Source organism: Planktotalea arctica (assembly GCF_002105285.1).
In the GTDB taxonomy this organism is placed as follows: domain Bacteria; phylum Pseudomonadota; class Alphaproteobacteria; order Rhodobacterales; family Rhodobacteraceae; genus Planktotalea; species Planktotalea arctica.
Genome location: NZ_MUHR01000001.1, coordinates 129682 through 155102 on the forward strand (window position 1 = coordinate 129682; position 25421 = coordinate 155102).

The following is a 25421-nucleotide window of genomic DNA, read 5'->3' on the forward strand; positions in this document are numbered from 1 at the left end:
TGAGACTAGGCTCTTAAGGACAAATAGCAAAACTATGGTTGGACAAAATATCGTGACACCTGACGCTGCTGGAATTGCCGCCTCCGCCAAAGCGGCGGTCAAGGGAAAGGGACTGCCCCCCGTTCATTTATGGAATCCACCGTTTTGCGGCGATCTGGACATGCAGATCAAACGCGATGGCACGTGGTTCTACATGGGCACGCCAATCGGCAGATTTGAGCTGGTGAAGCTGTTTTCGTCAATTTTGAAGCTGGAAGGCGGTAAATATTTCCTTGTGACTCCGGTGGAAAAGGTCGGGATCACGGTTGAAGATGCGCCTTTTGTTGCGGTGGATTTCGAGGTTGTCGGCAAGGCGATCCGGTTCGAAACGCATGTTGGGGATTTTGTCGAGGCGGGGACGGAGCATCCGATCCGCGTCGTGCGCGATGCTGAGACGGGGGAGCCGTCACCCTATGTTATGGTGCGCGCAGGGCTTGAGGCGTTGATTGATCGCAAGAGTTTCTATCGTTTGGTAGACATCGGCGTGCATCACGAGGGCTGGTTCGGGCTTTGGTCCGGCGGCGTGTTTTTCCAGATTATTCCGTCAGCGGAGCTTGAGGGCTAAGGAGCCTCCGGCGGAAGTTTATTCGGGAAGATGAAGCGAGGGGCAGGCGCATTATTAATGTGCCTCGGCCCAATTCGCGCCTTGGCCTGCATCCACGATCAAGGGCACGTCGAGTTTGACGACCGGATCAGCGGCGTTTTCCATGATGTCTTTGGCCGTTTTGATCAGTTGATCGACGCCATCCTTTTCCACCTCGAACAGAAGTTCATCGTGGACTTGCAATAGCATTTTTGCGGGCTGGCCTTTGATCGCATCCGGCATACGGATCATCGCACGGCGGATGATGTCGGCTGCTGTGCCTTGAATTGGAGCGTTGATAGCGGCACGTTTGGCGAAGCCGGCTTGCGGGCCTTTGGCATTGATGTTGGGCGTATGGATTACGCGGCCAAACAGGGTTTCGACGCGGTCGTGTTTCTTGGCGAATTCGGTCGTGTCGTTCATATATTCTTTGATGCCCGGAAATCGTTCAAAATAACGGTCGATAAAGCCCTGCGCCTCTGATCGTGGAATGCGTAGATTACGCGCAAGGCCGAAACCGGAGATGCCGTAGATGACGCCAAAGTTAATCGCCTTGGCTTGGCGGCGCACGTCGGCTGTCATTTCATCCAGCGGCACATCGAACATTTCAGAGGCGGTCATCGCGTGGATATCGTGGCCATCGCGAAAGGCCTGTTTCAGACTGTCGATGCCAGCGACATGGGCGAGGATGCGCAACTCGATCTGGGAATAGTCGAGCGCCACAAGGACTTTGCCTTCCTCGGCGATGAATGCTTCGCGAATGCGGCGGCCTTCCTCGGAGCGGATCGGGATGTTTTGCAGGTTCGGATCAGTCGAGGCGAGGCGACCGGTGGACGCGCCTGCAATCGAATAGCTTGTGTGTACGCGGCCCGTGTCGGGGTTAATGTGGTCTTGAAGCGCGTCCGTGTAGGTCGATTTCAATTTGCTGAGCTGGCGCCAATCCAAAATGCGGCGCGGCATTTCATGTTCGGTGGCTAGGTCCTCAAGGATGTCCGCGCCTGTTGAATACTTACCGTTCTTACCTTTTTTGCCGCCCTCAAGGCTCATTTCATCAAACAGAACCTCGCCAACTTGGGCAGGGCTGCCGACATTAAAAGGACGGCCTGCCATCTCGTGAATTTCTGCCTCTAACCCTGCCATTTTCTGTGCAAAAGCGTTGGACATGCGGGACAGAACATCGCGGTCGACTTTAATGCCGTGCCGTTCCATCTGGGCGAGGACGGGGACCAAAGGACGTTCCATGGTTTCATAAACGCGGGTGGTTTTGGCGACGTGGAGCGTGGGTTTGAGGTGCTGCCAAAGGCGCAATGTGACGTCTGCATCCTCGGCCGCGTAGGGCGTGGCTTGATCAATCGGGACACGGTCGAACGTGACCGCGGATTTACCCGCGCCAAGCAGGGGTTTGATAGGGATTGGCGTGTGGTTCAGATATCGCTCGGACAACGCATCCATGCCGTGATTGTGCAGACCCGCGTGCTGCGCGTAGGACAGCAGCATCGTGTCGTCGATGGGCGCGATGTCGATGCCGTATCGCGCAAAGATCTTGGCGTCATACTTCATGTTCTGGCCAATTTTCATGACGCTCGGGTCTTCGAGAAGCGGCTTGAGCGCAGCAATTGCTGTTTCCAGATCAATCTGACCCTCTGCCAAGTCATCAGAGCCGAACAGATCATCCGTGCCCGCGTCTTTGTGGGTCAGCGGGATGTAACATGCCCTACCCGCAACCGTGCACATGGAGATACCAACGAGGTCGGCGATCATGTCGTTCAGGCCTGTGGTTTCTGTATCTACCGCCACATAGCCGCGCGCGTAGGCGTGATCGATCCAGGGCTGCAAAGCAGCCAGATCACGGACGCAGTCGTATTTCTCAGCATCGAAGGGGATCGCGTCCGGTGCGCTGGGCGCATTGGCGGCGGCTGGTGTATCTTCGATAACCGGCATCGGTGCGTCGAGCGCCTCGGAGATGCGTTTTGTCAGCGTGCGAAATTCCATTTCAGCGAGAAAATCGAGCAATTCGTCGGCAATCGGTTCGCGCACTTCGAGGTCATCGAGGGTGAAGCCCAAAGGCGTGTTGCAATCCAGTTGAACGAGGCGTTTGCTCAACTCGATTTGCGCGCGATGCTCGATCAAGGTTTCGCGGCGCTTGGGCTGTTTGATTTCGCCCGCGCGCTCGAGCAGCTCTTCAAGAGTGCCGTATTCATTAATTAGCAAAGCGGCGGTCTTGATGCCGATGCCAGGTGCGCCGGGCACGTTGTCAGCGGTGTCGCCTGCGAGCGCCTGAACGTCGACGACGCCCTCGGGAAAGACGCCGAATTTCTCGAATACGCCGTCGCGATCAATGGTCTTGTTCTTCATCGCATCCAGCATTTCGACGCCGTCGCCAACAAGCTGCATCATGTCCTTATCTGATGAAATAATCGTGCATCGCCCACCTGCGGCGCGCGCCTGATGGGCGAGGGTCGCGATGATGTCGTCGGCCTCATAGCCCTCGATTTCTTCGCAGGCGATGTTGAAGGCTTTGGTCGCGCGCCGCGTCAGTGGCATTTGCGGGCGCAGGTCTTCGGGCATCGCCTCGCGATTCGCTTTGTAGAGGTCATACATTTCGTTGCGAAACGTGTGGCTGCCTTTATCGAAGATCACGGCGACATGGGTCACATCACTGCCTGCGTTCCCCTCGACATAGCGTTGCAGCATGTTGCAAAAACCCGCAACCGCGCCGATGGGCAGGCCGTCGGATTTGCGCGTCAAAGGGGGCAGCGCATGATAGGCGCGAAAGATGAAGGCGGAGCCATCAATAAGATGCAGGTGGCATCCTTTGCCGAATGTCGTGCTCATGTAAAATGCCCCCGAAGCGTGATTTGCGTCGGGGGCATACTAGACGTGTCCGGCCTCTGAGTGCCAGCGCGTTTGTGGAGTTAGATCACGGAATGGCGCGATCTACGGCGACGGACGTGATATCTGCCGTTGTGAGCAAGCCTGCAGCGCCGCGTACCGATGCAAGGAAATTACCGTCCAGGAAAACTGCCGCATCCGCACCATTGTCATTCACGACGATTGCCGGTGCGGGGAGGGCGGCATCGTATTGAACCACGATCATGTCATCCGCTGCGACATAGTCGGTGATCGTCATCACACCGGAGGGCGCGGCATCGCCGTTCAGATAGAATACATCTTCACCTGAGCCGCCTTGGCCGACATCCCCGCTTTCGAGGAAAATGGCGTCATCGCCAGCACCGCCACTTAGGAAGTCACGGGCGAGATCATTGACCGGTGTTGCCGCGCTTGAGGTATCAACCCCGGCAAATTCGGGCGCTGCGAAAATATCAGCAGCGGTGCCTGTCGTCGCAAGGGCGGGGTTGGAAACTTGCAGTGCTTGGAAGGCGTTCAGCATTTCTGCGGTCCAATCGACATCACCCGCAGTCGTCAGATCAAAGTTGCTGCCGCCGCCCATGAGCGTGTCATCGCCGTTGCCACCTTCCAGCGAATCTCGATCGTTGCCGCCTATAAGCAGATCATCGCCGCCCCCGCCGCTTAGCGTGTCACTTTGCCCGTTGCCAAGAAGCGTGTCGTTGCCGGTCAGACCGACAAGCAAATCTGTTCCGGCGTCGCCGCCGAGAATATCGTCCCATTCACCGCCATCGAGAAAATCATTGCCAGCGTCCCCACTCATCAGATCGCGGCCATTGCCACCCAGCAAACTGTCGTCGCCGTCGCCCCCATGCAGGCTATCGTCGCTTGATTGACCCTCAAGCGTATCGTTGCCTGCTCCACCGAACACCAGATCCGCGCCGCGTGCGCCGTTCAGGGCGTCATTGCCATCGCCGCCGATCAACGTGTCAGCGTCAAAATTACCGATCAAGATATCATCGCCAGCGCCGCCATCGATGCTATCTGCTCCGTCGCGCCCCTCAAGGCGGTCATCGCCGGCACCGCCGATTAGCGTATCAGCGTCCGGTCCTCCGTTGATCGTGTCGTCGCCGCTTTGACCGTCTAGCACATCATTGCCGCCGCGCCCGAGAATGAAATCATCGCCGCTGGTGCCGCTGATATTATTGTCGAGAGAATTACCGATCAAGCCAAGGGGCTGTGTGGGATCTATAGTCATGTCCGAGCCGGATCCAGTTTCGGTCATGGTCTCTGTATCTGTATCCGCGCCTGTGTCGGAGGCTGTTCCGGAGCTTGAAGCTGCCCCACTTCCGGAGCTTGATCCGTCATCGCCTCCATCAAAGAGCCCAAACACTGCAAAGCCGAGTGCCAAAGGAAGTAAAATTGATAAAATAAGCATGAACAAATCCCCCACGGAAAAGACAAAAAGGGGCGGCAGCCCCGATTGTGTCAAAATCATGACGCAGCGCTTATGGCCTCGCAAGGAAAACCTGTTAATCGTTTCCATTTGAGAAACGTTAAGCGGCTAATTGAGCGATCTCGGCGAAAAAGGAAACGTTTGGGGGAATACGGCAATTGGAAAAGGAACTTATGCCGCACTCTGAAGTTGTGTTTTCGCATATTTAGAATCGTCGAAAATTCTATTAGCCAGCCAACTTGTATGTAGGCGACGCTTCGCTGTTGCGCTTACGCAGATCGATCGACCCCGACCAGAGCGATATCGCCCAGCGTGAGACTGCCCGCCGCATCGCGGATATCGGCGGTGCGTACCCCATCAAGGTGAATCTGCGCGTGATTTCCTTGTTCGATAATGGTGATCACCGGCGTGGGGCCGTTGCTGTCGTATTCGATGAGCAACGTATCTTCGGACATATTGTAGTCCATCACGACCATCTGGCGCACGCTTGCATCGCTGTGAATGTGGAAGGTATCGCTGCCATCGCCGCCCACGGCCACATCGGAAGTTTCCAGGTAGATGTGATCATCCCCGTTCCCGCCGCTTAGATAGTCGGTCGAGGTATCGAACGCGGCGGTATCGAGGTCGGTGGCATCAATGCCCTCGAAGGGGGCAGAGGCAAGAATTTCCGCGAGAGTTCCGTTTGCGAACAAAGCTGGATCGCTGTCGGCCAATTCATCGAGCGCGGCGCGCATTTCTGCGCTCACATCAATACCGCCTGACATCTGCCCGCGCAGATCAGCGTTGCCGCCAAAGATCGTGTCGTTGCCATCGCCGCCCTCGACGGAATCGCCGCCTGTGCCTGCGATGATCAGATCATCCTCCGCGCTGCCGGTCATCGTATCTTTGCCGGCGTTGCCGAAAAGCGTGTCGTTGCCCTCGTTCGCAACCAGCAGATCGTTGCCCTCGCCGCCGCCGACGATATCATCGCCAAGCCCGCCATAGGCCGTGTCATTGCCGCTGCCGCCGTCGATCACATCATCTCCAAGGCCGCTGACAAGGAAATCGTTGCCTGCATCACCCAAAAGCGTGTCATTTGCGGCCAGTCCGAAGAGTGTGTCGTTGCCTTCGCCGCCGCTTAGCAGATCGCTGCCCTCGGCGCCGTTCAGATCGTCATTGCCCGCTTCGCCCGAAAGGGTGTCATCGCCCATGTTGCCGATCAGCGTATCATCGCCGCTTCCGCCCAGCAGGCTATCGTTATCATAGCGGCCCTCCAAAAGGTCGTCGCCAGAACCGCCAATGAGCGTGTCCTCACCATCGCCTCCGATCAGGCGATCATCATCGCCTTGACCGTCGATCAGATCGTTACCGTCGTTGCCCTCGAGATTGTCGTCGCCAACGCCGCCCAGTAGCGTATCAGCGCCCGTGCCGCCGTTGATCGTGTCATTTCCTGACTCGCCATCAATGCGGTCGTCGCCCTCATCACCGTTGATCGAATCTGCCATGCTGCCACCGGCAAGGCTATCGTTGCCTGTGCCGCCGGAGAGGGTGTCGTTGCCATCGCCGCCAAGCAGCGTGTCATCGCCGCCGCGTCCCAGCATCATGTCGTTGCCCGAAGTGCCGTTGATCAGGTCGTCCAACGCATCGCCCGTCATGGGATCGCCGTCCGCGCCGCCGATATCTTCGTTCTGCATATCGGGTTGATCGTCGCTTGTGCCCTCGTCAGAGGTTGGGCCCATTGAAAACAGGCCCATTCCCAGCACGACTGGGATCAACATTAGCAGAATTTCCATTTAGCACCTCGGACTCGTTACTTCAAACAAGTCTCGGGTATGCACGCTCTATGTGGCGAGAATTTGAACTAAATCTGTTCGGATTGAAGCGTCACCCGCACAATCGTTTTTTGCATGGCGCATCAGATTTTGCCTTCAAAGTCCTTATGGACGAATTTCGCGTCGCAATAGGGGCACTCGACCCAGCCATGTTCACCCGGAATTTGCAACCAGACCCGCGGATGCCCCAATGCCCCTTCGCCGCCATCACAGGCAAAGCGATAGTTATCTACAATTTTGGTTTCAGGTACTGGGGTCGTCATAGGGTGTGTTCCCTTTATCCGGCAGTCGCGTTAGATGCGTTATGAGCCAAGCAGGCAAAATCGGCAAGAGCGAGTAGACAGGCTGTGACACAAGACGCAATCAAAATCGAAGCTCTGAAAAAGACATATGCAGGCAGCAAGGCTGCAGCGCCGAAAGACGCGCTACGCGGCATCGACCTTACCATCCCGAGCGGGTCGATCTTTGGTTTGCTCGGCCCAAACGGTGCGGGTAAATCGACGCTGATCAACATATTGGCGGGTTTGGTGCTCAAGACTTCGGGTAAAGTGTCGATCTGGGGGTTTGATCAGGATGTGAACCCGCGCCAATCGCGCGCTGCGATAGGGGTCATGCCTCAAGAACTTAACCTTGATCCATTTTTCTCGCCGCGCGAGGCACTGGATGTGCAGGCCGGACTTTACGGTGTGCCCAAGGGCGATCGCCGCTCGGATGAAATTCTTGAACTGGTGGGCCTGTCGGACAAGGCCAACGCCTATGCGCGCACTTTGTCTGGTGGGATGCGGCGGCGGCTTTTGCTTGGCAAGGCCTTGGTGCATCATCCGCATATTCTTGTTCTGGACGAGCCGACGGCAGGGGTCGATATTGAGCTGCGCCAGATGCTTTGGGCTAATGTGCGCAAATTGAACGAGCAAGGCATGACCATCGTTCTGACGACGCATTATCTGGAAGAAGCCGAAGAAATGTGCGACGAGATCGCGATCATTAACCACGGTGAAGTGGTCGCACGCGATAGCACGGCGCATCTGCTCGGCAGCATCGATCGTAAGACCATGATCATCGAGCCTGATGCACCCACGGGTGTTTTTGCAGCACCGCGCGGGATCGATGTAAGCGTCGATCCCAAAGGCGCGCTGCGTCTGAGTTACCGCGCCAGTGAAACCAGCGCGGATGCGGTTCTCGAGGCCGTGCGTGGCGCGGGGATCACCATTCGCGATGTGCGCACGGAGCAGGCCGATCTCGAAGAAGTTTTCCTCGAATTAACCCGCTCGCGTTAACCTCAGCGCGAGAATGAGTGCGCCGTGTGTTCAGGGCGATCTGTTTCCGGCGCAATCAATCCGCGAACAAATGGGGCGTATCGGCGATTTGCTGGGCCTTCTCGAGGCTGACGCCCAGAAAATTCGCCAAAGGCGCGGCATTTTCCTGTGCGCTATCGCTTTCCTTGATGCTGAAGAGCGAACCAAACTTCGCATCATGCAGACGGTCTTTCTCAAAAGCGATTTCATTGCGGATCGTCGGTAAGAGGCGCTGCAAAGTGTCCTCCGAAGTTTGCTCCCCTGCAAGGCCTATCCGTTTGGAATGGCCGATCAGAAATTCGTCAGTGTAATTGCAATCGATTTCCAAGATGCGCGTGCCGGAACGGTCCGACCCGAAGTCGTCAAGCAGATAGAAATTGCCCGGATCGATGCAGACGATCAAACGGTTCGTTTCGAAATATTCGAACAGCATACGCATCAACGCGCGGCGATGACGGTGGCGTTTGGACAGGGTGGTTTGAATGCCGCCAAGGTCGGGCAGGGGGGTGTCTTCTTCGTTGAAGATATACTCGGCCACGGGAATGTTCGTGCCGTGCTTGATGCTATCGACCAAGCGTTTGGCCACGTGCCATTTCTTGCAAACAACGATTAGCAATTCGCGGTCGCGCCCCAGCGTGGCCTCGGTTTCCCAGAAGCGTGGGGCGAAGCGTCGCCCGATGCGGCCCCGCTCCGTGAGGAATTTGAACAGGCCTGCACCCTCGTTGGAAATCTGGAAGCTCTGGTCTTCCTCGGCGTATAGCTTGCCAAGGCGGTCCTTGAGCTCTGTCGCTTCGGGGCTGATCTTGCGCGCAAAGAGAAAATCCTGACTGAGCAGCAGATCATAGTGATCGTTGTAGAACGTTACCGGCATGCCGTAATCGGAGAACATCAGAAAGGTGAGTGTGCGCGCTTCTATTTCTTTTTCCGGCACCAGATGTCGCACCAGCGTCTGAAAGAATGTCTCGTCGGGAATCCATGTCGTTTTGAAAAAACGCATGACATCTTTGCGCTTGCGAGTGAATTCCAAGGTCCATTCGACAGTGCGCCGGCGCAGGCACCACCATTGCGAACCGATCTGGATTTGCATGTCTTGGGGTATTTCCCGGGTCAGCCCCAGCTTCTTTTGCACGTTGAACGCACTATAGAACAGTTTTTTATGAGTGCGCTCGTTAAAGAAGTGACGGTAGATAAGACGTTCTTCCTTGAAGCCTGTCTTGATCCAGTCGCTCTCGAAGTAGTCAAAACTTTCGATGTAATCGATATCGTTGGCATCCAAGAACGCATGGGCGTATTCGGCTGATTTGATCGCCATGCAATCACCCGACAGCATGTAGAAATGCGTCGCGCGCGGGAACGCCTCGACCGCTGCCTCGAGCGCGTAAAGCGTTGCTTGCACCAAAGACCAGGCACCCCAGCCGCATTTGATCCGCTTGCGCGAAAATGTGACGTTAGGGTTATCCTTCAACGCTGCCTTAATCTGGGCAAAATGTTCTGGTTTAGCACGCGCATCGAAATGAATGGCCATGTAATCGCCAACAGCCGTCAGGCGTTCAGCCTGCTGGATGATCGCCTCAGGATCTTTGTGGCATAAAAGGATGAAGGCAATTTTTGCCATATTGGAAACGGATCACCCTGAAAACGTGGACTGTTTGATATCTGACTACAGTGTTAGAGATGAATGTGCCTTGAATAAACAGGCTTTATTCTGTTTTACATAACTTAAGTGAAGATAAAGTAACCAATTGGCGGCAAGTTGACGCCGGAGGCGAGAGATTATGGGTTTTCCCGGCACTTGGATGACCGAAAGCGAGAGCGTCGTGTACCGCGTCGTTCCCAAATGCGCCTGCTCGACCATCGGGCAGATCATGTATTACTCCGATCATGGTGCGTTTTTCGACGGTGATATCCACGACGCGACGGGCGGTTTGCACAAATGGGCGCTTGATGAAAGCCAGCCTTTGATCACGCAGAACGTGCAATCGCATCAATCCTATTCGTTTACCTGCGTGCGCAACCCCTATACGCGCATCCTGTCGTCCTTCTTCGACAAGATTTGCGGCATCCAACGCAACGGCAAGCGCTATCGCGGCAAGTTGGTGCCGCTTTTGATCCAGAAATACGGGATCGAAGTGGGCGGTGACGACGGCAAACAAGAGTTTGACCAGATCGCCAGCTTCCGCCGTTTCCTTTTGTTCGCGCGCGACACCATCCGTTGGCGTCGCCCGATGGAGCCGGACATTCACTGGTCCGCGATGTCGGGACATGTGTCCACTTTCATCGTAAACGGGGGGCGCTACGACAAGATTTTCTGGACCGAGCAATTTAACGACGGCATGCAGGAAGTGCTAGATCAGATCAACGTGCCTAACGCGGTCGATCTATCGACGATCCCACGCTTCAACGAGAGCGAAGGCCACGGGCCCAAACGCGCGCATCCGGTCGAGGATTATTTCGATGATTTGTCGATGCACCTCGTCTATGAAATCTACAAACGTGATTTCGATCTGTTCAAGTATGATTTCAAAGACCCGAGCAACAAGATGCCTATCGGCGAGATCGATCTCGACGAGGTCCACGCTAAACTGGGTGATTGATCTGCAAAGCGGGGGCAAAAGTCGTTGTTAAGACTTTTGCCCCCGAAGCACGCAGATTTACGCTAGTAATCCTGCTTCGCGCAGCAACGCAGAGATATTCGCTTTGGGGCGCGGCCCAACATGGCCGATAACTTCGCGCGCGCAGACGCAGCCCATCTGGCCACAGGTTTCCAGATCGCGTCCCGTCGCAAGGCCGAACAAGAAGCCAGCAGCGAACTGGTCGCCCGCACCTGTCGCATCCACTGGAACGATCTTATCCACGGGCACGTCGATACGCGCGCCACCGGACATGATCGATACGCCATCACCTGAACGCGTGCAGACCGCCAGTGGGCAGATTGCGCTTAACTTCGCGAGCGCGGCTTCCAGATTGTCGGTCTCAAAGAGCGATTTCACCTCCTCTTCATTGCCGATCACATAGTCGAGTTCGTTTTCGATCAGGTTCAGGAAATCGGCGCGATGACGCTCTACGCAGAACGGATCGGAGATTGCGATCCCTGCTTTGCCGCCGTTTGCGCGGCACGCACGGGCGAGCTTGACGAAGGCTTCCTTGCCCTTGTCCTTGTCGAAAAGATAACCTTCCAGGAATACGATTTCCGCATCTGCACCTACTTCGTCGGACACGTCCTCGGGACCCAGTTCGGCAGAGATACCAAGGTATGTGTTCATCGAACGCTCCCCATCGGGCGAGACGAAAATCATCGAACGCGAGGTCGGCAATTCGCCGCCTGCAACAGGTGCGTTGACGAAATCGGTTCCCTCATCTGTCATCGCCTTGGCGTAAAATAGACCGAGTGCATCGTCCTTGACGCGGCCGATGAACGCGGTGCGCAAACCCAGCGCGCCGATGCCCGCGATGCTATTGGCAACAGAGCCGCCAGCAGCCTGTGTGCGCTCAGACATGGAACCGAACAGAACCTCTGCGCGATCCTTTTCGATCAGCTGCATGATGCCCTTTTCAATGCCCATATTGGCAAGAAAACTGTCATCACTTTGCGTGATTACGTCAACAACAGCGTTGCCGATACCGATTACCTTATAGGTCTTCATTTCGTTTTTTCCTCGAATGGGCATAAGTCATTAATGATGCAATTGGTGCACACAGGTTTGCGCGCTTTGCAGATGTAGCGTCCGTGCAGGATCAGCCAGTGATGGGCATGCTGTTGAAAATCAACTGGAATATGATCTTCAATGGCGCGCTCGACCACGTCGACGTCCTTTCCGGGGCAAATGCCGGTGCGATTTCCGACGCGGTAGATATGGGTGTCGACTGCTTGGGCAGGGTAGTTCCACCACATGTTTAGCACGACATTGGCGGTTTTGCGCCCCACGCCTGGAAGCGAGACGAGAGCTGCGCGCGAATTTGGGACGACCCCATCGTACACATCGACCAAAATCTGGCTAAGCTTGATGACGTTCTTGGCTTTGTTGCGAAACAGGCCGATCGTTTTGATATGTTCAATCACGCCTTCCAAACCCAGATCGAGCATCTTTTGCGGCGTATCCGCGATCTCGAACAGTTTGGCCGTGGCTTTGTTAACCCCGATATCCGTTGCCTGCGCCGAGAGCGCGACGGCGACGACCAAAGTGTAGGCATTGGTATGATGCAACTCGCCCTCGGGCGCGGCATCAGAGGCCTCGAAGCGCGTGAAAATTTCGCGGATCGTATGATAGTCGAGCTGTTTTGCGGGTTTTGTCATGGGGCTGGGGTATGCCTTTTTGAACAGCGTGCGGCAAGAGGCACTACATCGTTTAGATTTTTAGACAAAAAGCGGATCGCGCGCGGCGTGGGGCGTCCTTAGGGTAACCCCATGAATACACATATCTCAAATGGCCAAGAGGCCAGCTATCACTACAAACTCGTGCGCCGCGCGATTGAACGCTTGGATAGCAGCGACGCGCCTGTCTCGCTTGAAGGGCTGGCGGCAGAGATGAACCTTAGCCCTGCCTATTTGCAGCGGTTGTTTTCCAAGTGGGCGGGGGTTTCGCCGAAACGCTACCAGCAGTTCCTCGCGCTTGATCACGCGAAAACCTTGCTGCGTGCGCATCACTCAACGCTGGACACGGCCATGGAGGCCGGGCTGTCCGGCGGCGGTCGCTTGCACGATCTGTTCCTGCGCTGGGAGGCGATGAGCCCAGGCAGTTATGCCAAGGGCGGCAAGGGTTTGCAGATCAAATTCGGGTGGTTCGACAGCCCCTTTGGGCAGGCCCTCGCCATGGGCACTGATATCGGCCTTTGCGGCATGGCCTTTGCCGAAGAGACGGGCGCAGAGGTGGCTTATCAGGACATGGCTTTGCGGTGGCCTAATGCGCGTTTTACCAAAGACAACAATGCACTCGCCCCTTGGGTCGGAGCGGCGTTTGGCGGCGTGGGCGCGCAGCGTCTACACCTAATTGGTGCGCCTTTCCAGATCAAGGTCTGGGAGGCATTGCTGCATGTTCCAAACGGCCACGTCACCACCTATTCCGATATCGCACGCGCGGTAGGCAGTCCGAAAGCCGTGCGCGCTGTCGGCACGGCCGTGGGCAAGAACCCTGTGAGCTGGCTGATCCCGTGCCACCGGGCTTTGCGCAAATCTGGCGAACTTGGCGGCTACCACTGGGGTACGCCGATCAAACGCGCGATGCTGGCCTATGAAAGCGCCGCGCGCGAATCCGCCGCTTCCGCATTGGCGAAATAGCGCCGAAATTCCCCGAAAACCCTTGTTGGGAAACAGAATCGGACCTGTTATGCTTTGCCTAGCTCCGAGTAACGGAGACAGCATATGAGGCTACACATGAAAAGAGCACCTTCCCTTATCGCGCTATCCGCGGTGTCCCTTCTGGCCCTATCGGCCTGCTCCAACCCAGATACGTTGTCCAATAACAATGACTTTCGCAAGACTGGCACTGGCGCTGCAATCGGCGCTGGCGTTGGCGCGGTCGCAGGTTTGATTTCTGGTGACAGCAGCGCAGAGCGCAAGCAAAACGCCCTGAAAGGCGCAGTGCTGGGCGCAGCCGGTGGTGCAGTTGTGGGCAACGTTTTGGACCGTCAAGCGGCTGATCTGCAAGAAAGCCTTGGCAACGACCGCGTGACGATCACCAACACCGGTGATCGCCTGATAGTTACCTTGCCGCAGGACATCCTGTTCGCTTCCGATAGCGCAACTTTGACAGGCGGTTTGCAAAGCGATCTGGTCGCGGTGGCAAGCAACCTGCAGTCCTATCCCAACTCGACCGTTCAGGTGATCGGCCATACCGACAGCACGGGCGAAGCGGGCTATAACCAAAGCCTTTCGGTCGATCGTGCTAATTCGGTCGTGAACGTTCTTGCCGGAGCTGGCGTTTCGCTGGCGCGCCTTCAGGGCATTGGGCGCGGTGAAGATCAACCCGTTGCAAGCAACCTGACCGAAGAGGGTAAAGCGCAAAATCGCCGCGTAGAAATCGTGATCCTTCCGACAAGCTAAGCGCAGTGTGATCCTGCGACCCCGGCCCTTGCAAAGCAATTTGCGAGGGCCTTTTTATTGAGGCCGCGCAATGTTCCGGCTTGAAGCCATCGCAGCGTAGCGCGACACTGGGTTAGCATTCGTTTCAGATAGATCACCCCATGTCCATACATCCGCAAAAACAGGTCCTGATCAAGTTCGCGCTGCTTTGCGCGCTGTTGATCGGATATTTCGCATATCTAAGCGTGAAGTATGATCCGGCCACGGGCGGCATCGCGGCCATGCTCACCTGGAGCTTTTTCGTTCTGTGCACGCCCATCGCCGATGCGGGGTTCTTGCTGGATTTCCCGCTTCGTCTGCTCTTCGGCATTCGCATGGTCCTGTCGGAAATTGCAGTCTGGATTATCGCGATCGGGGTGAATATCGCGGTTCTCGCCAGCGCGCCGGCGTATTACGAGACAACCGCGTTGACTGCGCTCATGCTCAAGATCCTGACGACGCCTTGGCCGTTTTGGGGGATTATCGTTCTGTCTGGCCTTGGCACGTTTCTGTCGATCCGCTTTGGGGATGAATTGGTGGATGTGATCCATCATCGTGATCGCAATTTCTTTCACTCGCACCAGTTCAAACATGAATTGATTTTGATCGCCTTTTTCATTGTTGTGCTTGCGTCTTACTATCAATTGATTGCATCGATCGGCGTCGACGCTTTGATCCACTGAATTGCGCACATCTGATCTGCGCGGATGCGCGTTTCGCCTGCCCGCTTTTCATGTTTGATAGCGGCTGACAGATCTCATCAATAAAGGTTGGTACCATTTCTGAACTTAAACTTCTTGGCCTCTCCGGTTCGTTGCGCGCAGGCTCTTTCAACACGCAGCTTATGAAGGCGGCGATTACATCTTTTGGTGCGGCTGAGGTCGAGATCGGTGATCTGAACCTGCCGCTCTATGATGGTGATCTGGAAGCTAAGGGTATTCCCGAAGCAGTCACGAAACTGGCAGCACAAATTGCGGCGGCGGATGCAATCATCGTGGCGAACCCAGAGTATAATAAGGGTATTTCCGGTGTTCTCAAAAATGCGCTCGATTGGTCGAGCCGTGTTCCGGGCGATGCGTTTCGCGGTAAGCCTACGTTGCTTATCGGTGCAGCTGCAGGACGCACGGGCGGCGAGACGGCTTATTTTATGACCCGCAATTGCCTTGCGCAGCTGGGCGCGGCGGTTCTGGCCACGCCAGCGGTTCTAGTCGCGGGAGCGTATGGCGAGTTCAACGAGGATGGAACGCTGAAAAGTGAAGTATATCAGAAGTCGCTGGACGGCGGTATTGCCGCGCTGCGCGAAGTCTGCGCGCGCGGTTAACGCAGTGAGGCCTCGGGCCGGAACCCTTCGGGGATCCGGTCGCGTCCCTCAAGTATAAGATCGGCCATGACCTCTGCGATTTTAGGGGCCATGCCAAAGCCTATTTTGAAGCCGCCATTTGCGATGAACGCGCCCTTACGCAGCGGATGATGCCCAATCATCGGTGCGCGTGATTTTGCGCGCGGGCGCACTCCGGCCCAACGCTCTATCACGGGGGCATCTTGCAAGATGGGGAAGGCGGTTTTGGCGCGCTCTATCACATCATCAAGCTGCGTATCGGTGCTATAGGGGTCATCGAATTCCCTTTCGCTGGTAGAGCCAAGGGCGATCGTTCCATTGGCGTGCGGGATGATATGAAGCGCATCGGCGAAGAGTTGCGGCGCATCCGGCGCAGCCGTGAAATCAAGCACGGCGCCCTGACCTTTGACACCATTGCCCACAGGCTCGTTCATATCGGTTGCAAGCTGCAAAAGCCCTTGCCAGCCTGTCGCCTCCAAAATGATACCTTGGGGCGTGCCTTGATCCATCACGCGGCATCCCTTGCTTTGAAGCGCAGCAACAAGCGCAGCGCAGGCCATGCGCGGGTGCATGCGCCCACTTAAAGTGTCATGCACCAGCAGGCCCATTTTGCTTTTTGGGGCCCAATCGCCTCTGTCAGCGGCGTCGATAATATCAAGCTGCGCAAGCCCCTGCCAAAGGGCCTTGGCATTCTCACTGCGCGTGCGCGCCAGATCGAGCGCGCGGGCATCGCTCAAGGGCTGCAACCGCCCCGAGCGCGCATAACCTGCGCTTTTGCCGCCTGCCTGCTCGACGCTTTGCCAAAAGGACTGCGCCATGATCAGGCTCTCGAACTGGAATTGCTTCTTGTCGTTCCAGTTCTCCGGTGTGTGCGGCGCAAGAGCACCGACCACGCCGCCGCTGGAGCCTGATCCGGCCCCATTTGGATCGATGATTTGTACACGTGCGCCGCGCTTTGCGCAGGTCCACGCGATGCTTAGCCCGAAGATGCCCGCGCCGTAGATTGTGATATCTGCCATTGCCATTTGCGCTGCTCCGTGCCCAATGCGTGTAGCACGGGTAGTAGGGCATGACGTGATGAACGACCAGACAGGTACGCTGGATTGGAACGCAGATGGCGTGCCGATTTCGCTGCAATTTGAAGACCCGTATTTTTCCTTGCAGGACGGGCTTGCCGAGACGCGGCATGTGTTTCTGGGCGGCAACGACATTCCCGCACGTTTTGAGCCCGGTTTTCATATTGCAGAGCTTGGGTTTGGAACTGGTCTGAACCTGCTCACGGCTTGGGCGGCATGGCGTGAAAGCGGTGTCAAAGGCGCGCTGCGCTTCACCAGTTTCGAGGCCTATCCGCTTGATCCTGCGCAGATGAGCACAGCGCACCAAGCGTTTCCGGAACTTGGTTCATTGGCCGATGAATTGATGGGTGCGCTGGGCGAGCGAGGCGTACAAACGCATGATCTGGATTTCACACTGATCACTGGCGATGCGCGCGTGGCCTTGCCTGCTTGGAGGTCCAAAGCCGACGCATGGTTCCTTGACGGGTTCTCCCCAGCAAAAAATCCCGAACTTTGGGAACCTGCCCTTATGCAGGCTGTCGGTGCGCATACCAAGCTGAATGGCACGTTCGCCACCTACACAGCCGCAGGCCATGTGCGCCGCGCGTTGGGCGCTGCCGGTTTCGAGGTCGCACGCGTCAAAGGTTTCGGGCGCAAACGCCACATGAGTATTGGGCGGCAGCGCGCATGAGCCAGAACAACGCGCCTCTTGGGATCACGCTAATGATCGCCACGACCTTTGTTTTCGCGATGCAGGATGGGATTTCGCAGCACCTTGCACGTGAATACAATGTGATGATGGTAGTGATGGTGCGCTATTGGTTCTTTGCCGCCTTCGTCATCGCAGTTGCGGCGCGCGCCAAGGGTGGTTTGCGCAACGCTGTGCGCACGGAGCAGCCAAAAGTGCAAATTTTTCGCGGCGTTTTGCTGGCGACGGAGATCTGCGTCATGGTGCAGGGTTTCGTTTATCTGGGCCTCATTGAGAGCCATGCTGTCTTTGCCTGTTACCCTTTGCTGATCGCTGCTCTTTCCGGCCCGGTTTTGGGCGAGCAAGTGGGGTGGCGTCGTTGGGCCGCGATCGGCGTCGGCTTCATCGGAATGTTGATCATCCTGCGGCCGGGCACGGGCGTGTTTTCGCCCTATGCGTTGATCCCGCTCGGTTCGGCGTTCATGTTTGCGCTTTATGGCCTGCTCACGCGCTTTGTTGCGCGCAAGGACAGTGCAGCGACCAGCTTTTTCTGGACAGGTGTTTCAGGTGCGGTGGTGATGACCCTCGTCGGCGTGGCCTTCTGGGAACCCATGAGCCGCGTCGATTGGGCGTGGATGGGCCTGCTTTGTGTGACTGGCGCGGGCGGACATTTCTTGTTGATCAAGACCTATGAAGTGTCCGAAGTCAGCACAGTACAGCCCTTCGCCTATTTGCAACTGGTCTTTGCGTCGATGCTGGGCCTCGCGATATTCTCTGAAGAACTGCGCACAAACGTCGTGATTGGCGCGTCTTTGATCGTGGCAGCGGGAATTTTCACATTGCTGCGCGAGCGCGCGAAAGTGCGCCGCGTTTGAGACTTGCGCGCACGGCGTGCGCATGATTGCCTGCGCCTGACTGTTATACTGGAGAAAAGACATGAGCGGAATTTTTGAGGCGAAACTCGCCGAGCTTGGCGTGACGCTACCAAGCGCTCCTGCGCCTGCGGCCAATTACGTGCCTTTCGTGCAGGTCGGTGAATTGGTCCACGTCTCGGGTCAGATTTCCATGGGGCCAGACGGCTTCATTACTGGAAAGCTGGGTGACACGATGAGTGCCGAAGACGGTGCAGCAGCTGCAAAAACTTGTGCAATCGGGCTTTTGGCGCAGATCAAATCAGCGTGTGGTGGTGATCTGGACCGGTTGGTGCGGGTTGTGAAGCTGGTTGGTTTCGTCAACTCCACTGCCGATTTCGGGGATCAACCAAAAGTGATCAACGGTGCGTCCGATTTTATGGTTGAAGCGCTTGGCGATGCGGGGCGTCACGCGCGCTCGGCGGTGTCAGCGGCGTCCTTGCCATTTGGCGTCGCAGTCGAGATCGAAGGCATCTTTCAGATCAAATGATCCGGCTAGACCCTTCTTTCCTAAGCCAGCCTTTGGCCCACCGTGCGCTGCATGACGTGGCGTGTGCTCGGCCCGAAAACAGCCGTGCGGCGATCAAAGCGGCTATTGATGCGGGCTATGGAATCGAAATTGATGTGCAACTGTCCTCGGACGGTGCCGCGATGGTGTTTCACGACTACGATCTGAAACGACTTGCCAAGGACAGTGGGCCGATCCAGCAACGCTCTGCCGCTGATCTGGGGCGCGTCATCCTGCGTGGCAGTGACGAGGGTATTCCAGGTTTGCCAGAGGTTTTGGACCTGATTGCTGGCCGTGTTCCCCTACTTATTGAAATTAAGGACCAAGACGGCAGTATGGGTGCGAATGTGGGCCGTTTGGAGCAGGCCGTCGCACGCGATATCGCGCGTTATCGAGGCCCGCTTGGGGTGATGTCGTTCAATCCTCATTCGGTGCAGCAAATGGCCATCCATGCGCCAAAAGTCGCGCGCGGCATTGTAACTAGCGCTTATGAGGCGGCGGATTGGCCGCTTCTACCCAAAGGCACGCGCGAGCGGCTAAGCGCTATACCGGACTTTGACACTTTGCGTGCGAGCTTTATCTCTCACGAAGTGGAAGACCTGGGTGCACCGCGCGTTGCCGACTTAAAGGCGCGGGGCGCTGATATTCTGTGCTGGACGGTAAAGAGCGCAGAGCAAGAGAAAGAGGCGCGCAAAGTGGCGGACAATATCACCTTCGAGCAGTATTTGGCCGAGTTGCCACACACATGAGCGACGCTGCCGTCGAGATAGAAGTCGTTGCCAGCCTGTTAGATTTTCCCGCAGCGGACTGGGATTCTTGCGCCTGTCCAGAAGTGGCCGATGGCGGCGCTGCGTTTGACCCGTTCACCACGCACAGGTTTCTCAGCGCGCTCGAGCAAAGCGGATCGGTAGGGGCTGGTACGGGTTGGCAGCCGCAGTATCTGATTGCACGTCTGGGAGGCACGTTGATTGGCGTGGCTCCAATGTATGCCAAGTCCCATTCCCAGGGCGAGTATATTTTTGATCATAACTGGGCGCATGCCTATGAACGCGCAGGTGGGCGCTACTACCCGAAATTGCAGATCGCTGTTCCTTTCACGCCTGCTACTGGGCGGCGTTTGTTGGTGAAGCCGGAATTTGCGCAAAGGGCGCAAGCTGCGCTTATTCAAGGGGCGGTGCAACTGGCGGCAAACAATGACGTGTCATCGCTTCATATGACCTTTTGCACCGAAGACGAAGTGCAGGCAGGCGTGCAAATGGGCCTGATGGCGCGCGCCAGCCAGCAGTTTCACTGGTTTAACAGCGGCTATCGTAGCTTTGATGATTTTCTAATGTCGCTTTCTTCGCGCAAGCGTAAGAACATCCGCAAGGAACGCGAGCAAGCCAACGCCTTTGGTGGCACAATCCGCGCGTTGACGGGCGATCAAATCCAACCCGAGCATTGGGATGCCTTTTGGCAGTTCTACCAAGATACAGGGGCGCGCAAATGGGGCACACCGTATCTGACGCGGAAATTCTTTGATATAGTGCAAGAAAATATGCGCGAGGATGTGATCCTCGTGCTGGCAGAACGCGGCGGAATTCCGATTGCGGGGGCGCTTAACTTTATCGGGCGCAAGGCGCTTTTTGGCCGCTATTGGGGGTGCAGCGAAGATTATGCCTGCCTGCACTTTGAGCTGTGTTACTATCGCGCCATCGAGCTTGCGATCGAGCGTGGCTTTGAGAGGGTTGAGGCGGGCGCGCAAGGCCAGCATAAACTCGCGCGCGGCTATTTGCCGGTGAACACGCATTCGCTGCATTGGATCGGCGATAAGGGCTTTTCCGATGCGATCGAGCGCTATCTGATCGCCGAGCGCGAAGCCATTGAGCAGGACATCGAAGTCCTGACGGACTACGGTCCATTCAAGAAATCCCATGTGGAGGAACACGAATGAGCGAGAGATTATTTGATGATACGCGTGGTCCCTTGCTAGATCCGCTTTTTGCGAACGGTTGGTCTATGGTTGAGGGGCGTGACGCGCTTGAAAAGCACTTCAAATTCAAGAATTTCGCCGATGCTTTCGGCTGGATGACCCGTGCGGCGATCTGGTCCGAAAAGTGGGATCATCATCCTGAATGGTCTAACGTCTACAATAAGGTGCATGTGGTTTTGACGACCCATGATGTGGACGGGCTAAGCACGCTTGATGCGAAGCTGGCGCGCAAGATGGATAGTTTGTAGAGCCCTCAAAAAGCGGAAAGGCCCACCTAATGGCGCGCCTTTCCTGAGCAATCTGTCGTTTCACTCACATCGTTTCGAGCAGACCCTCGCCTGCGGAGACTTCACATGCGCCGGGGTTTTCTTCCTCGTTAAGCTGCGTCACAACGCCGTCCTCAACCAGCATCGCATAGCGCTTGGAGCGTGCGATCAGGCCAGCGGGGGGTGCGTCGAAGTCCATGCCAATTGCCTTGGTGAATGCACTTTCCGCATCCGAGAGCATGGTAATGCCAGCGGCTGTCGCGCCTGTCGCTTCGCCCCATGCTTTCATTACGAAAGGATCATTAACGGAGACGCAGATGATCTCGTCCACGCCTTTGGCGTCAAACTGGTCTTTGGTGCGGATGAAGCTGGGCACATGTGCAGAGTGGCACGTAGGTGTGAACGCGCCGGGGACGGCGAACACGACGACTTTGCGCCCTTTGATCTTGTCAGCCATCGCAACGGGGGCAGGGCCGCTCTCGCCCAATTGAACCAGCGTTGCGTCGGGTAGGCGGTCACCTTTGGAGATGGTCATTATAATAGTCCCTCGTTGGAATTGCGTTATGATCTGCCCACGATATAGGGTCTGCGCAGGCATTCGCCAACGGTATTCAAAGAGGATCGCGCATATGGCTCATTTTGTTATCATCGGGGCAGGGCAGGCTGGGGCATCCTTGGTTGCGAAACTGCGCAGTTCTGGTTTTGAGGGGCAAATTACCTTGATCGGGGAAGAACCTGTGCCGCCCTATCAACGCCCGCCTTTGTCCAAGGCATATCTGCTGGGCGATATGGCGCTTGAGCGCTTGTTCCTTCGCCCTGAGAGTTATTATGCAGAGCAGGACATCACGCTGAGAATGGGCGCGCGCGTCACTTCGATTGATGCCGCAAAGCGCGAAGTGCATATGGGCGACGAAGTCATTCCATACGATCAACTGGCCCTGACCACCGGTTCCTCTGCGCGTACGCTGCCAGCCGCCATCGGCGGCGCTTTGGACGGAGTTTATACCGTGCGCACCTTGGCGGATGTGGACGCGATGGCAGGTGAATTCACCGCCGGCAAACGCGCGCTCATTGTCGGGGGTGGCTACATCGGGCTCGAGGCGGCAGCAGTTGCGCGCAAGCTCGGCGTTGAAGTGACGCTCGTTGAAATGGCAGAGCGCATTTTGCAGCGCGTTTCTGCGCCGCAAACCTCCGATTATTTTCGCGCTTTGCATCAAAGCCATGGAGTCCACATCATTGAAGGTGTCGGTCTCGATCGCTTGACGGGCGATGCGCGCGTGACTGGCGCGCAGCTTGGCGATGGCACACACATCGACGTTGATTTTGTCATCGCTGGCATCGGCATCGCGCCTAACGTCGCGCTGGCGGAGGCGGCTGGCCTTGCCATTGACAACGGCATTGCGGTGAACGTGCAAGGGCGCACGTCCGATCCGCATATCTGGTCCGCAGGCGATTGTGCGGCCTTTGCCCTGCGCGGCGCGACCCGCCGCCTTGAGAGCGTGCAAAACGCGATAGATCAGGCCGAAGTTGCTGCGCAAAACATGATGGGTGCGGGGGCGGATTATGCGCCGAAACCTTGGTTTTGGTCTGATCAATACGACGTCAAACTCCAGATTGCGGGTCTGAACATCGGCTTTGACACAATCGTCGAACGGCGCGACCCCACAGGCGACGCTGTTTCTTTCTGGTACTATGAGGGCGATACGCTTTTGGCCGTCGATGCAATGAACGATCCTCGCAATTACATGATTGGCAAGCGCTTGATCGAGGCGGGCAAATCCCCCGCACGGAGCGCCGTGGCAGACCCGGCAACCGACATGAAGGCCTTGCTGAAAGCATGAGAATTATTGGTGGTGAATTTCGCGGGCGTGCGCTGGCCTCTATCGGCAAAGGCGATGCAGCCGCGCATTTGCGCCCTACCACGGATCGCGTGCGCGAGAGCCTGTTCAACGTGCTCATGGGGGGGCGCTATGGCGATCCGATTAGCGATGCGCGTGCGCTGGACGTGTTCGCGGGCACGGGTGCGCTGGGCCTCGAGGCGCTTTCGCGCGGCGCTTCGCATGTCACCTTCATCGAGAATGGCCGAAAAGGCCAAAGCCTGATCCGCGAGAACATTGCGCTGTGCAACGCGCAGACGCAGAGCAGCTTGCTTGGGCGCGATGCGGCTCGCCTGCCTGTAAATCCAAGCGTGCCCTATGATCTGATCTTCCTTGATCCGCCCTACGCCAAGGTGCTTGGCGAAAAAGCGCTAGCCAGTTTGCTGACCTCCGGTTGGATCGCGCCGGGCGCCTTGATTCTATGGGAGGAAAGTGCGCCAATTACGCTGCCGCAAGGCTGCACCTTGCTTGAAATACGCCGTTTTGGTGGTACCTCAATCAGCTTTGTGGCTTGGAACGGTGCCGAAATTGTCTAGTGTGTAGGTATCTTTAGATACAGACATTTGAGACATCATGTTTACTTCCCCCTACTTCGATCAGTTGAAAATTAAGATCAATGCGCTTGGCGGTTACTTCAACGGCCATCTTCATCTGGGCCGCGTCAACACCTTCGACGACAGCTATTTGCATGCCAGCGATCTTCAGCTCTCGCAATCGAGCCACATCTCCTTGCAGGAGAAACACGCGCTCATTTCCAAGCTCCACGCGAGCCGCGCCTACGACGAGGATGACTACAAACGCCGCATTACGGAGGGCACGGATGTTATGATCGCCTGCGGCACAGCGCGCGCCGACACGGTCGTGGATGTCACCAATGACCGTGTCGGCCTTAGTGCTCTGGGCTGGATGATGGAGCATGCCGAGAGTATTAAAGACCAGATGCTCTTGCGCGCTGCCTCTTATAACCCGACCGGATTTACCGATGCCGAGCCCGAACGCTGGCGGTTGTTCGAAGAGGGTGCGAAATACAGCGATTTTATTGGTGCGCTGCCTGAAAAGGACGAGCGCCGCGATTACCCTGATCACATCGGCTATGAAGAAAGCTGCGCGCGCGTGCTTGATCTGGCGCGACGCACGGGGAAAATGGTGCAGGTTCACACTGATCAGCGCAACGATCCGCGCGAAGATGCGACAGAGCGCCTGCTTGATGTGATCCGCCGCGAAGGCGGCGTTGCAGGGGATGATCTGGGCGGCCCGATGATCTGGGCTGTGCATATGATTTCACCCTCGGCCTACGATGAACCTCGCTGGCAACGCCTGCTCGAGGGCCTTCTCGAGCATAACGTCGGCGTTATCGTCGCGCCTTCTGCTGCGCTAGGGATGCGCCAGTTGCGCAGTATCAACGCGCCGATTCACAACTCCATTGCACGCGTGCTTGATCTGGCGGCCGCGGGCGTACCTGTGCGGCTCGGCTCGGACAATGTTTGCGACATGCTCTCGCCCTCCAGTACGCTCGATCTAATGAGCGAAGTCTACTGCCTTACGGCGGCACTACGCTTCTATCAGCATGATACCTTGGCGAAACTTGCTACAGGCACGCCGCTGGATGCGGACGAGCGTGACCATATCAAAGAGCATCTCGCCAATGATACCGCCGAAATTGCGCGTATAACCGGGCGATAAAAAATGGCCCCTGCGCCGATGAATGCGAAGGGGCCAGTTTGCTCGAGGGAGAACTCTTAAATCAAAGGGGCTGCTACCATTCGCTCGGGCCTTTGGCCGCGAAGGAGTGAACGAGGAAATCGATGAAGGCGCGTACCTTGGGCTGGGTAAAGCGGCCCGGGGGGTAAACCGCATAGATGCCTTGGGTCTCTGTTGGAAGTTCTGGAATGGCGTCCACCACAAGACCCTGCGCCATGGCCTCAGAATACAGGAAGCTGGGAAGATAGGCGATGCCAAGGCCTGCGATCGCGGCATTTAGCAAAGATTGCCCGTCATTCACGCTCAGCCAACCTGCCGTGCGGATCTGACGTTTCTCGCCGGAGGGCGCGGTGACTTTCCAGACATTTCCGCTCGATTGATTCGAATAATGCAGCAACTTGTGATCATTTAGATCATCGATCTTTTCAGGGCGGCCATATTTCTCGAAATAGGCGGGCGAGGCAATCATGCGCTTGGTGGTTTCGGTCAATTTGCGTGCGCGCAGCGTGCTGTCTTCCAACTCGCCGATGCGCACGGCCATATCGAAACCCTCTGAAATCAATTCAACGTAGCGGTTGTTCAGCACCATGTTGACTGTGATGTCGGGAAATTCCGACAGGAAATCTCCAAGCACCGGGCTCAGATGATTGACGCCGAAGTCTGTTGCTACCGAGATACGCAAAAGGCCGGACGGCGCGGATTGCATCGACGTGACCAAAGCATCTGCTTCGCCTGCATCATTTAGCACGCGTCGGGCGCGGTCATAATAGGCGAGGCCGATCTCCGTCGGGCTGACCCGGCGTGTCGTGCGGTTCAAAAGCCGTGCACCAAGGCGCGCTTCCAGTGATGATACATGCTTGGAAACGGCGGATTTAGAAATCCCCATTTTCTTGGCTGCGTCTGTAAAACCACCTTGATCCACTACCGTGGCGAAGGCTTCCATTTCCGTGAGGCGATCCATTGCGTCTACCTTTGCGTCTCTGTTCAAGGACAAGGTATCACGCTCAAAAGGGGC

The 25421-nt window shown here is 56.6% G+C and carries 26 protein-coding genes; 16 read left to right on the top strand and 10 right to left on the bottom strand.

Features of this window, described 5'->3' with window-relative positions:
- The first annotated feature begins 34 nt into the window (after positions 1-34).
- Positions 35-604, top strand: a complete 570-nt coding sequence (locus B9P63_RS00655; protein WP_085306621.1) for a DUF1285 domain-containing protein — start codon at positions 35-37, stop codon at positions 602-604.
- A 54-nt stretch (positions 605-658) separates the two neighbouring features.
- Here B9P63_RS00655 and polA read toward each other — a convergent pair whose 3' ends face one another.
- From polA to B9P63_RS00680, 4 genes are all read right to left on the bottom strand, one after another.
- Entirely contained in the window at positions 659-3457 is a 2799-nt protein-coding gene (gene polA, locus B9P63_RS00660) for a DNA polymerase I (protein ID WP_085306622.1), read from the bottom strand.
- 85 nt (positions 3458-3542) lie between these two features.
- The gene (locus tag B9P63_RS18950) at positions 3543-4907 is read right to left on the bottom strand and encodes a calcium-binding protein (protein ID WP_176219070.1); all 1365 of its coding nucleotides are present in this window, start codon (positions 4905-4907) and stop codon (positions 3543-3545) included.
- 287 nt (positions 4908-5194) lie between these two features.
- Positions 5195-6697, bottom strand: a complete 1503-nt coding sequence (locus B9P63_RS00675) for a calcium-binding protein (RefSeq protein WP_085306625.1) — start codon at positions 6695-6697, stop codon at positions 5195-5197.
- A gap of 122 nt (positions 6698-6819) precedes the next feature.
- Positions 6820-6999 (bottom strand): zinc-finger domain-containing protein, encoded by a 180-nt coding sequence (locus B9P63_RS00680; protein WP_085306626.1) that lies wholly within the window; start codon positions 6997-6999, stop codon positions 6820-6822.
- Positions 7000-7083: 84 nt separating this feature from the next.
- Between B9P63_RS00680 and B9P63_RS00685 the strand changes: the two genes are divergently transcribed.
- Positions 7084-8013, top strand: a complete 930-nt coding sequence (locus B9P63_RS00685; protein ID WP_085306627.1) for an ABC transporter ATP-binding protein — start codon at positions 7084-7086, stop codon at positions 8011-8013.
- A 55-nt stretch (positions 8014-8068) separates the two neighbouring features.
- Here B9P63_RS00685 and B9P63_RS00690 read toward each other — a convergent pair whose 3' ends face one another.
- Entirely contained in the window at positions 8069-9646 is a 1578-nt protein-coding gene (locus B9P63_RS00690) for a DUF5928 domain-containing protein (RefSeq protein WP_085306628.1), read from the bottom strand.
- A gap of 160 nt (positions 9647-9806) precedes the next feature.
- Between B9P63_RS00690 and B9P63_RS00695 the strand changes: the two genes are divergently transcribed.
- Positions 9807-10625 carry a sulfotransferase family protein gene (locus B9P63_RS00695; RefSeq protein WP_085306629.1) on the top strand — a complete coding sequence of 273 codons (819 nt, stop codon included), beginning with the start codon at positions 9807-9809 and terminating at the stop codon, positions 10623-10625.
- A 57-nt stretch (positions 10626-10682) separates the two neighbouring features.
- Here B9P63_RS00695 and B9P63_RS00700 read toward each other — a convergent pair whose 3' ends face one another.
- Positions 10683-11675 (bottom strand): adenosine kinase, encoded by a 993-nt coding sequence (locus B9P63_RS00700; RefSeq protein WP_085306630.1) that lies wholly within the window; start codon positions 11673-11675, stop codon positions 10683-10685.
- Complete coding sequence (gene nth, locus B9P63_RS00705; RefSeq protein ID WP_085306631.1) at positions 11672-12325, bottom strand: endonuclease III; 654 nt, start codon at positions 12323-12325, stop codon at positions 11672-11674. Before nth ends, B9P63_RS00700 begins: the two co-directional genes overlap by 4 nt.
- A 111-nt stretch (positions 12326-12436) precedes the next feature.
- Between nth and B9P63_RS00710 the strand changes: the two genes are divergently transcribed.
- The 4 genes from B9P63_RS00710 to B9P63_RS00725 all read left to right on the top strand — a co-directional run bounded on the left by B9P63_RS00710 (position 12437) and on the right by B9P63_RS00725 (position 15410).
- Positions 12437-13306, top strand: coding sequence for a methylated-DNA--[protein]-cysteine S-methyltransferase (locus B9P63_RS00710; protein WP_085306632.1), 870 nt, complete (start codon positions 12437-12439; stop codon positions 13304-13306).
- Positions 13307-13402: 96 nt separating this feature from the next.
- Positions 13403-14071 carry a YiaD family glycine zipper/OmpA-like lipoprotein gene (locus B9P63_RS00715; protein ID WP_085306633.1) on the top strand — a complete coding sequence of 223 codons (669 nt, stop codon included), beginning with the start codon at positions 13403-13405 and terminating at the stop codon, positions 14069-14071.
- A 140-nt stretch (positions 14072-14211) separates the two neighbouring features.
- On the top strand, positions 14212-14772 hold the full coding sequence (locus B9P63_RS00720) for a hypothetical protein (protein ID WP_085306634.1): 561 nt from the start codon (positions 14212-14214) through the stop codon (positions 14770-14772).
- Between the two features lie 95 nt (positions 14773-14867).
- The gene (locus B9P63_RS00725) at positions 14868-15410 is read left to right on the top strand and encodes an NADPH-dependent FMN reductase (RefSeq protein WP_085306635.1); all 543 of its coding nucleotides are present in this window, start codon (positions 14868-14870) and stop codon (positions 15408-15410) included.
- Here the strand turns inward: B9P63_RS00725 and B9P63_RS00730 are convergent.
- A complete protein-coding gene (locus tag B9P63_RS00730) occupies positions 15407-16453 on the bottom strand; it encodes an NAD(P)/FAD-dependent oxidoreductase (protein WP_085306636.1) in 1047 nt (348 codons plus the stop codon). The two genes, B9P63_RS00725 and B9P63_RS00730, sit on opposite strands and share 4 nt — an antisense overlap.
- 52 nt (positions 16454-16505) lie before the next feature.
- On the opposite strand from B9P63_RS00730, the gene mnmC2 reads away from it, so the two are divergent.
- The 6 genes from mnmC2 (at position 16506) to B9P63_RS00760 (ending at position 20810) form a co-directional block, all read left to right on the top strand.
- A complete protein-coding gene (gene mnmC2 / locus B9P63_RS00735; protein WP_085306637.1) occupies positions 16506-17174 on the top strand; it encodes a tRNA (5-methylaminomethyl-2-thiouridine)(34)-methyltransferase MnmC2 in 669 nt (222 codons plus the stop codon).
- Positions 17171-18046, top strand: coding sequence for a DMT family transporter (locus B9P63_RS00740; protein ID WP_085306638.1), 876 nt, complete (start codon positions 17171-17173; stop codon positions 18044-18046). Before mnmC2 ends, B9P63_RS00740 begins: the two co-directional genes overlap by 4 nt.
- Positions 18047-18107: 61 nt before the next feature.
- Complete coding sequence (locus B9P63_RS00745) at positions 18108-18572, top strand: RidA family protein (RefSeq protein ID WP_085306639.1); 465 nt, start codon at positions 18108-18110, stop codon at positions 18570-18572.
- On the top strand, positions 18569-19339 hold the full coding sequence (locus B9P63_RS00750; protein ID WP_085306640.1) for a glycerophosphodiester phosphodiesterase family protein: 771 nt from the start codon (positions 18569-18571) through the stop codon (positions 19337-19339). Before B9P63_RS00745 ends, B9P63_RS00750 begins: the two co-directional genes overlap by 4 nt.
- Positions 19336-20523: a GNAT family N-acetyltransferase gene (locus B9P63_RS00755; RefSeq protein ID WP_085306641.1), complete on the top strand. Its 1188-nt coding sequence runs from the start codon at positions 19336-19338 to the stop codon at positions 20521-20523. The genes B9P63_RS00750 and B9P63_RS00755 overlap by 4 nt, the downstream gene beginning before the upstream one ends.
- Positions 20520-20810, top strand: coding sequence for a 4a-hydroxytetrahydrobiopterin dehydratase (locus B9P63_RS00760; RefSeq protein WP_085306642.1), 291 nt, complete (start codon positions 20520-20522; stop codon positions 20808-20810). The genes B9P63_RS00755 and B9P63_RS00760 overlap by 4 nt, the downstream gene beginning before the upstream one ends.
- A 64-nt stretch (positions 20811-20874) precedes the next feature.
- On the opposite strand, the gene B9P63_RS00765 is transcribed toward B9P63_RS00760, so the two are convergent.
- On the bottom strand, positions 20875-21363 hold the full coding sequence (locus B9P63_RS00765) for a peroxiredoxin (protein WP_085306643.1): 489 nt from the start codon (positions 21361-21363) through the stop codon (positions 20875-20877).
- 94 nt (positions 21364-21457) lie between these two features.
- Between B9P63_RS00765 and B9P63_RS00770 the strand changes: the two genes are divergently transcribed.
- Genes B9P63_RS00770 through B9P63_RS00780 form a run of 3 tightly spaced genes read left to right on the top strand, consistent with a single transcriptional unit; the run spans position 21458 to position 24388 of the window.
- Complete coding sequence (locus B9P63_RS00770; protein WP_085306644.1) at positions 21458-22669, top strand: NAD(P)/FAD-dependent oxidoreductase; 1212 nt, start codon at positions 21458-21460, stop codon at positions 22667-22669.
- On the top strand, positions 22666-23241 hold the full coding sequence (gene rsmD, locus B9P63_RS00775; RefSeq protein ID WP_085306645.1) for a 16S rRNA (guanine(966)-N(2))-methyltransferase RsmD: 576 nt from the start codon (positions 22666-22668) through the stop codon (positions 23239-23241). Before B9P63_RS00770 ends, rsmD begins: the two co-directional genes overlap by 4 nt.
- A gap of 37 nt (positions 23242-23278) precedes the next feature.
- On the top strand, positions 23279-24388 hold the full coding sequence (locus tag B9P63_RS00780) for an amidohydrolase family protein (RefSeq protein WP_085306646.1): 1110 nt from the start codon (positions 23279-23281) through the stop codon (positions 24386-24388).
- A gap of 73 nt (positions 24389-24461) precedes the next feature.
- Here the strand turns inward: B9P63_RS00780 and B9P63_RS00785 are convergent, their stop codons facing one another.
- Positions 24462-25367, bottom strand: a complete 906-nt coding sequence (locus B9P63_RS00785) for a LysR family transcriptional regulator (protein WP_085306647.1) — start codon at positions 25365-25367, stop codon at positions 24462-24464.
- Between the last annotated feature and the right edge of the window lie 54 nt (positions 25368-25421).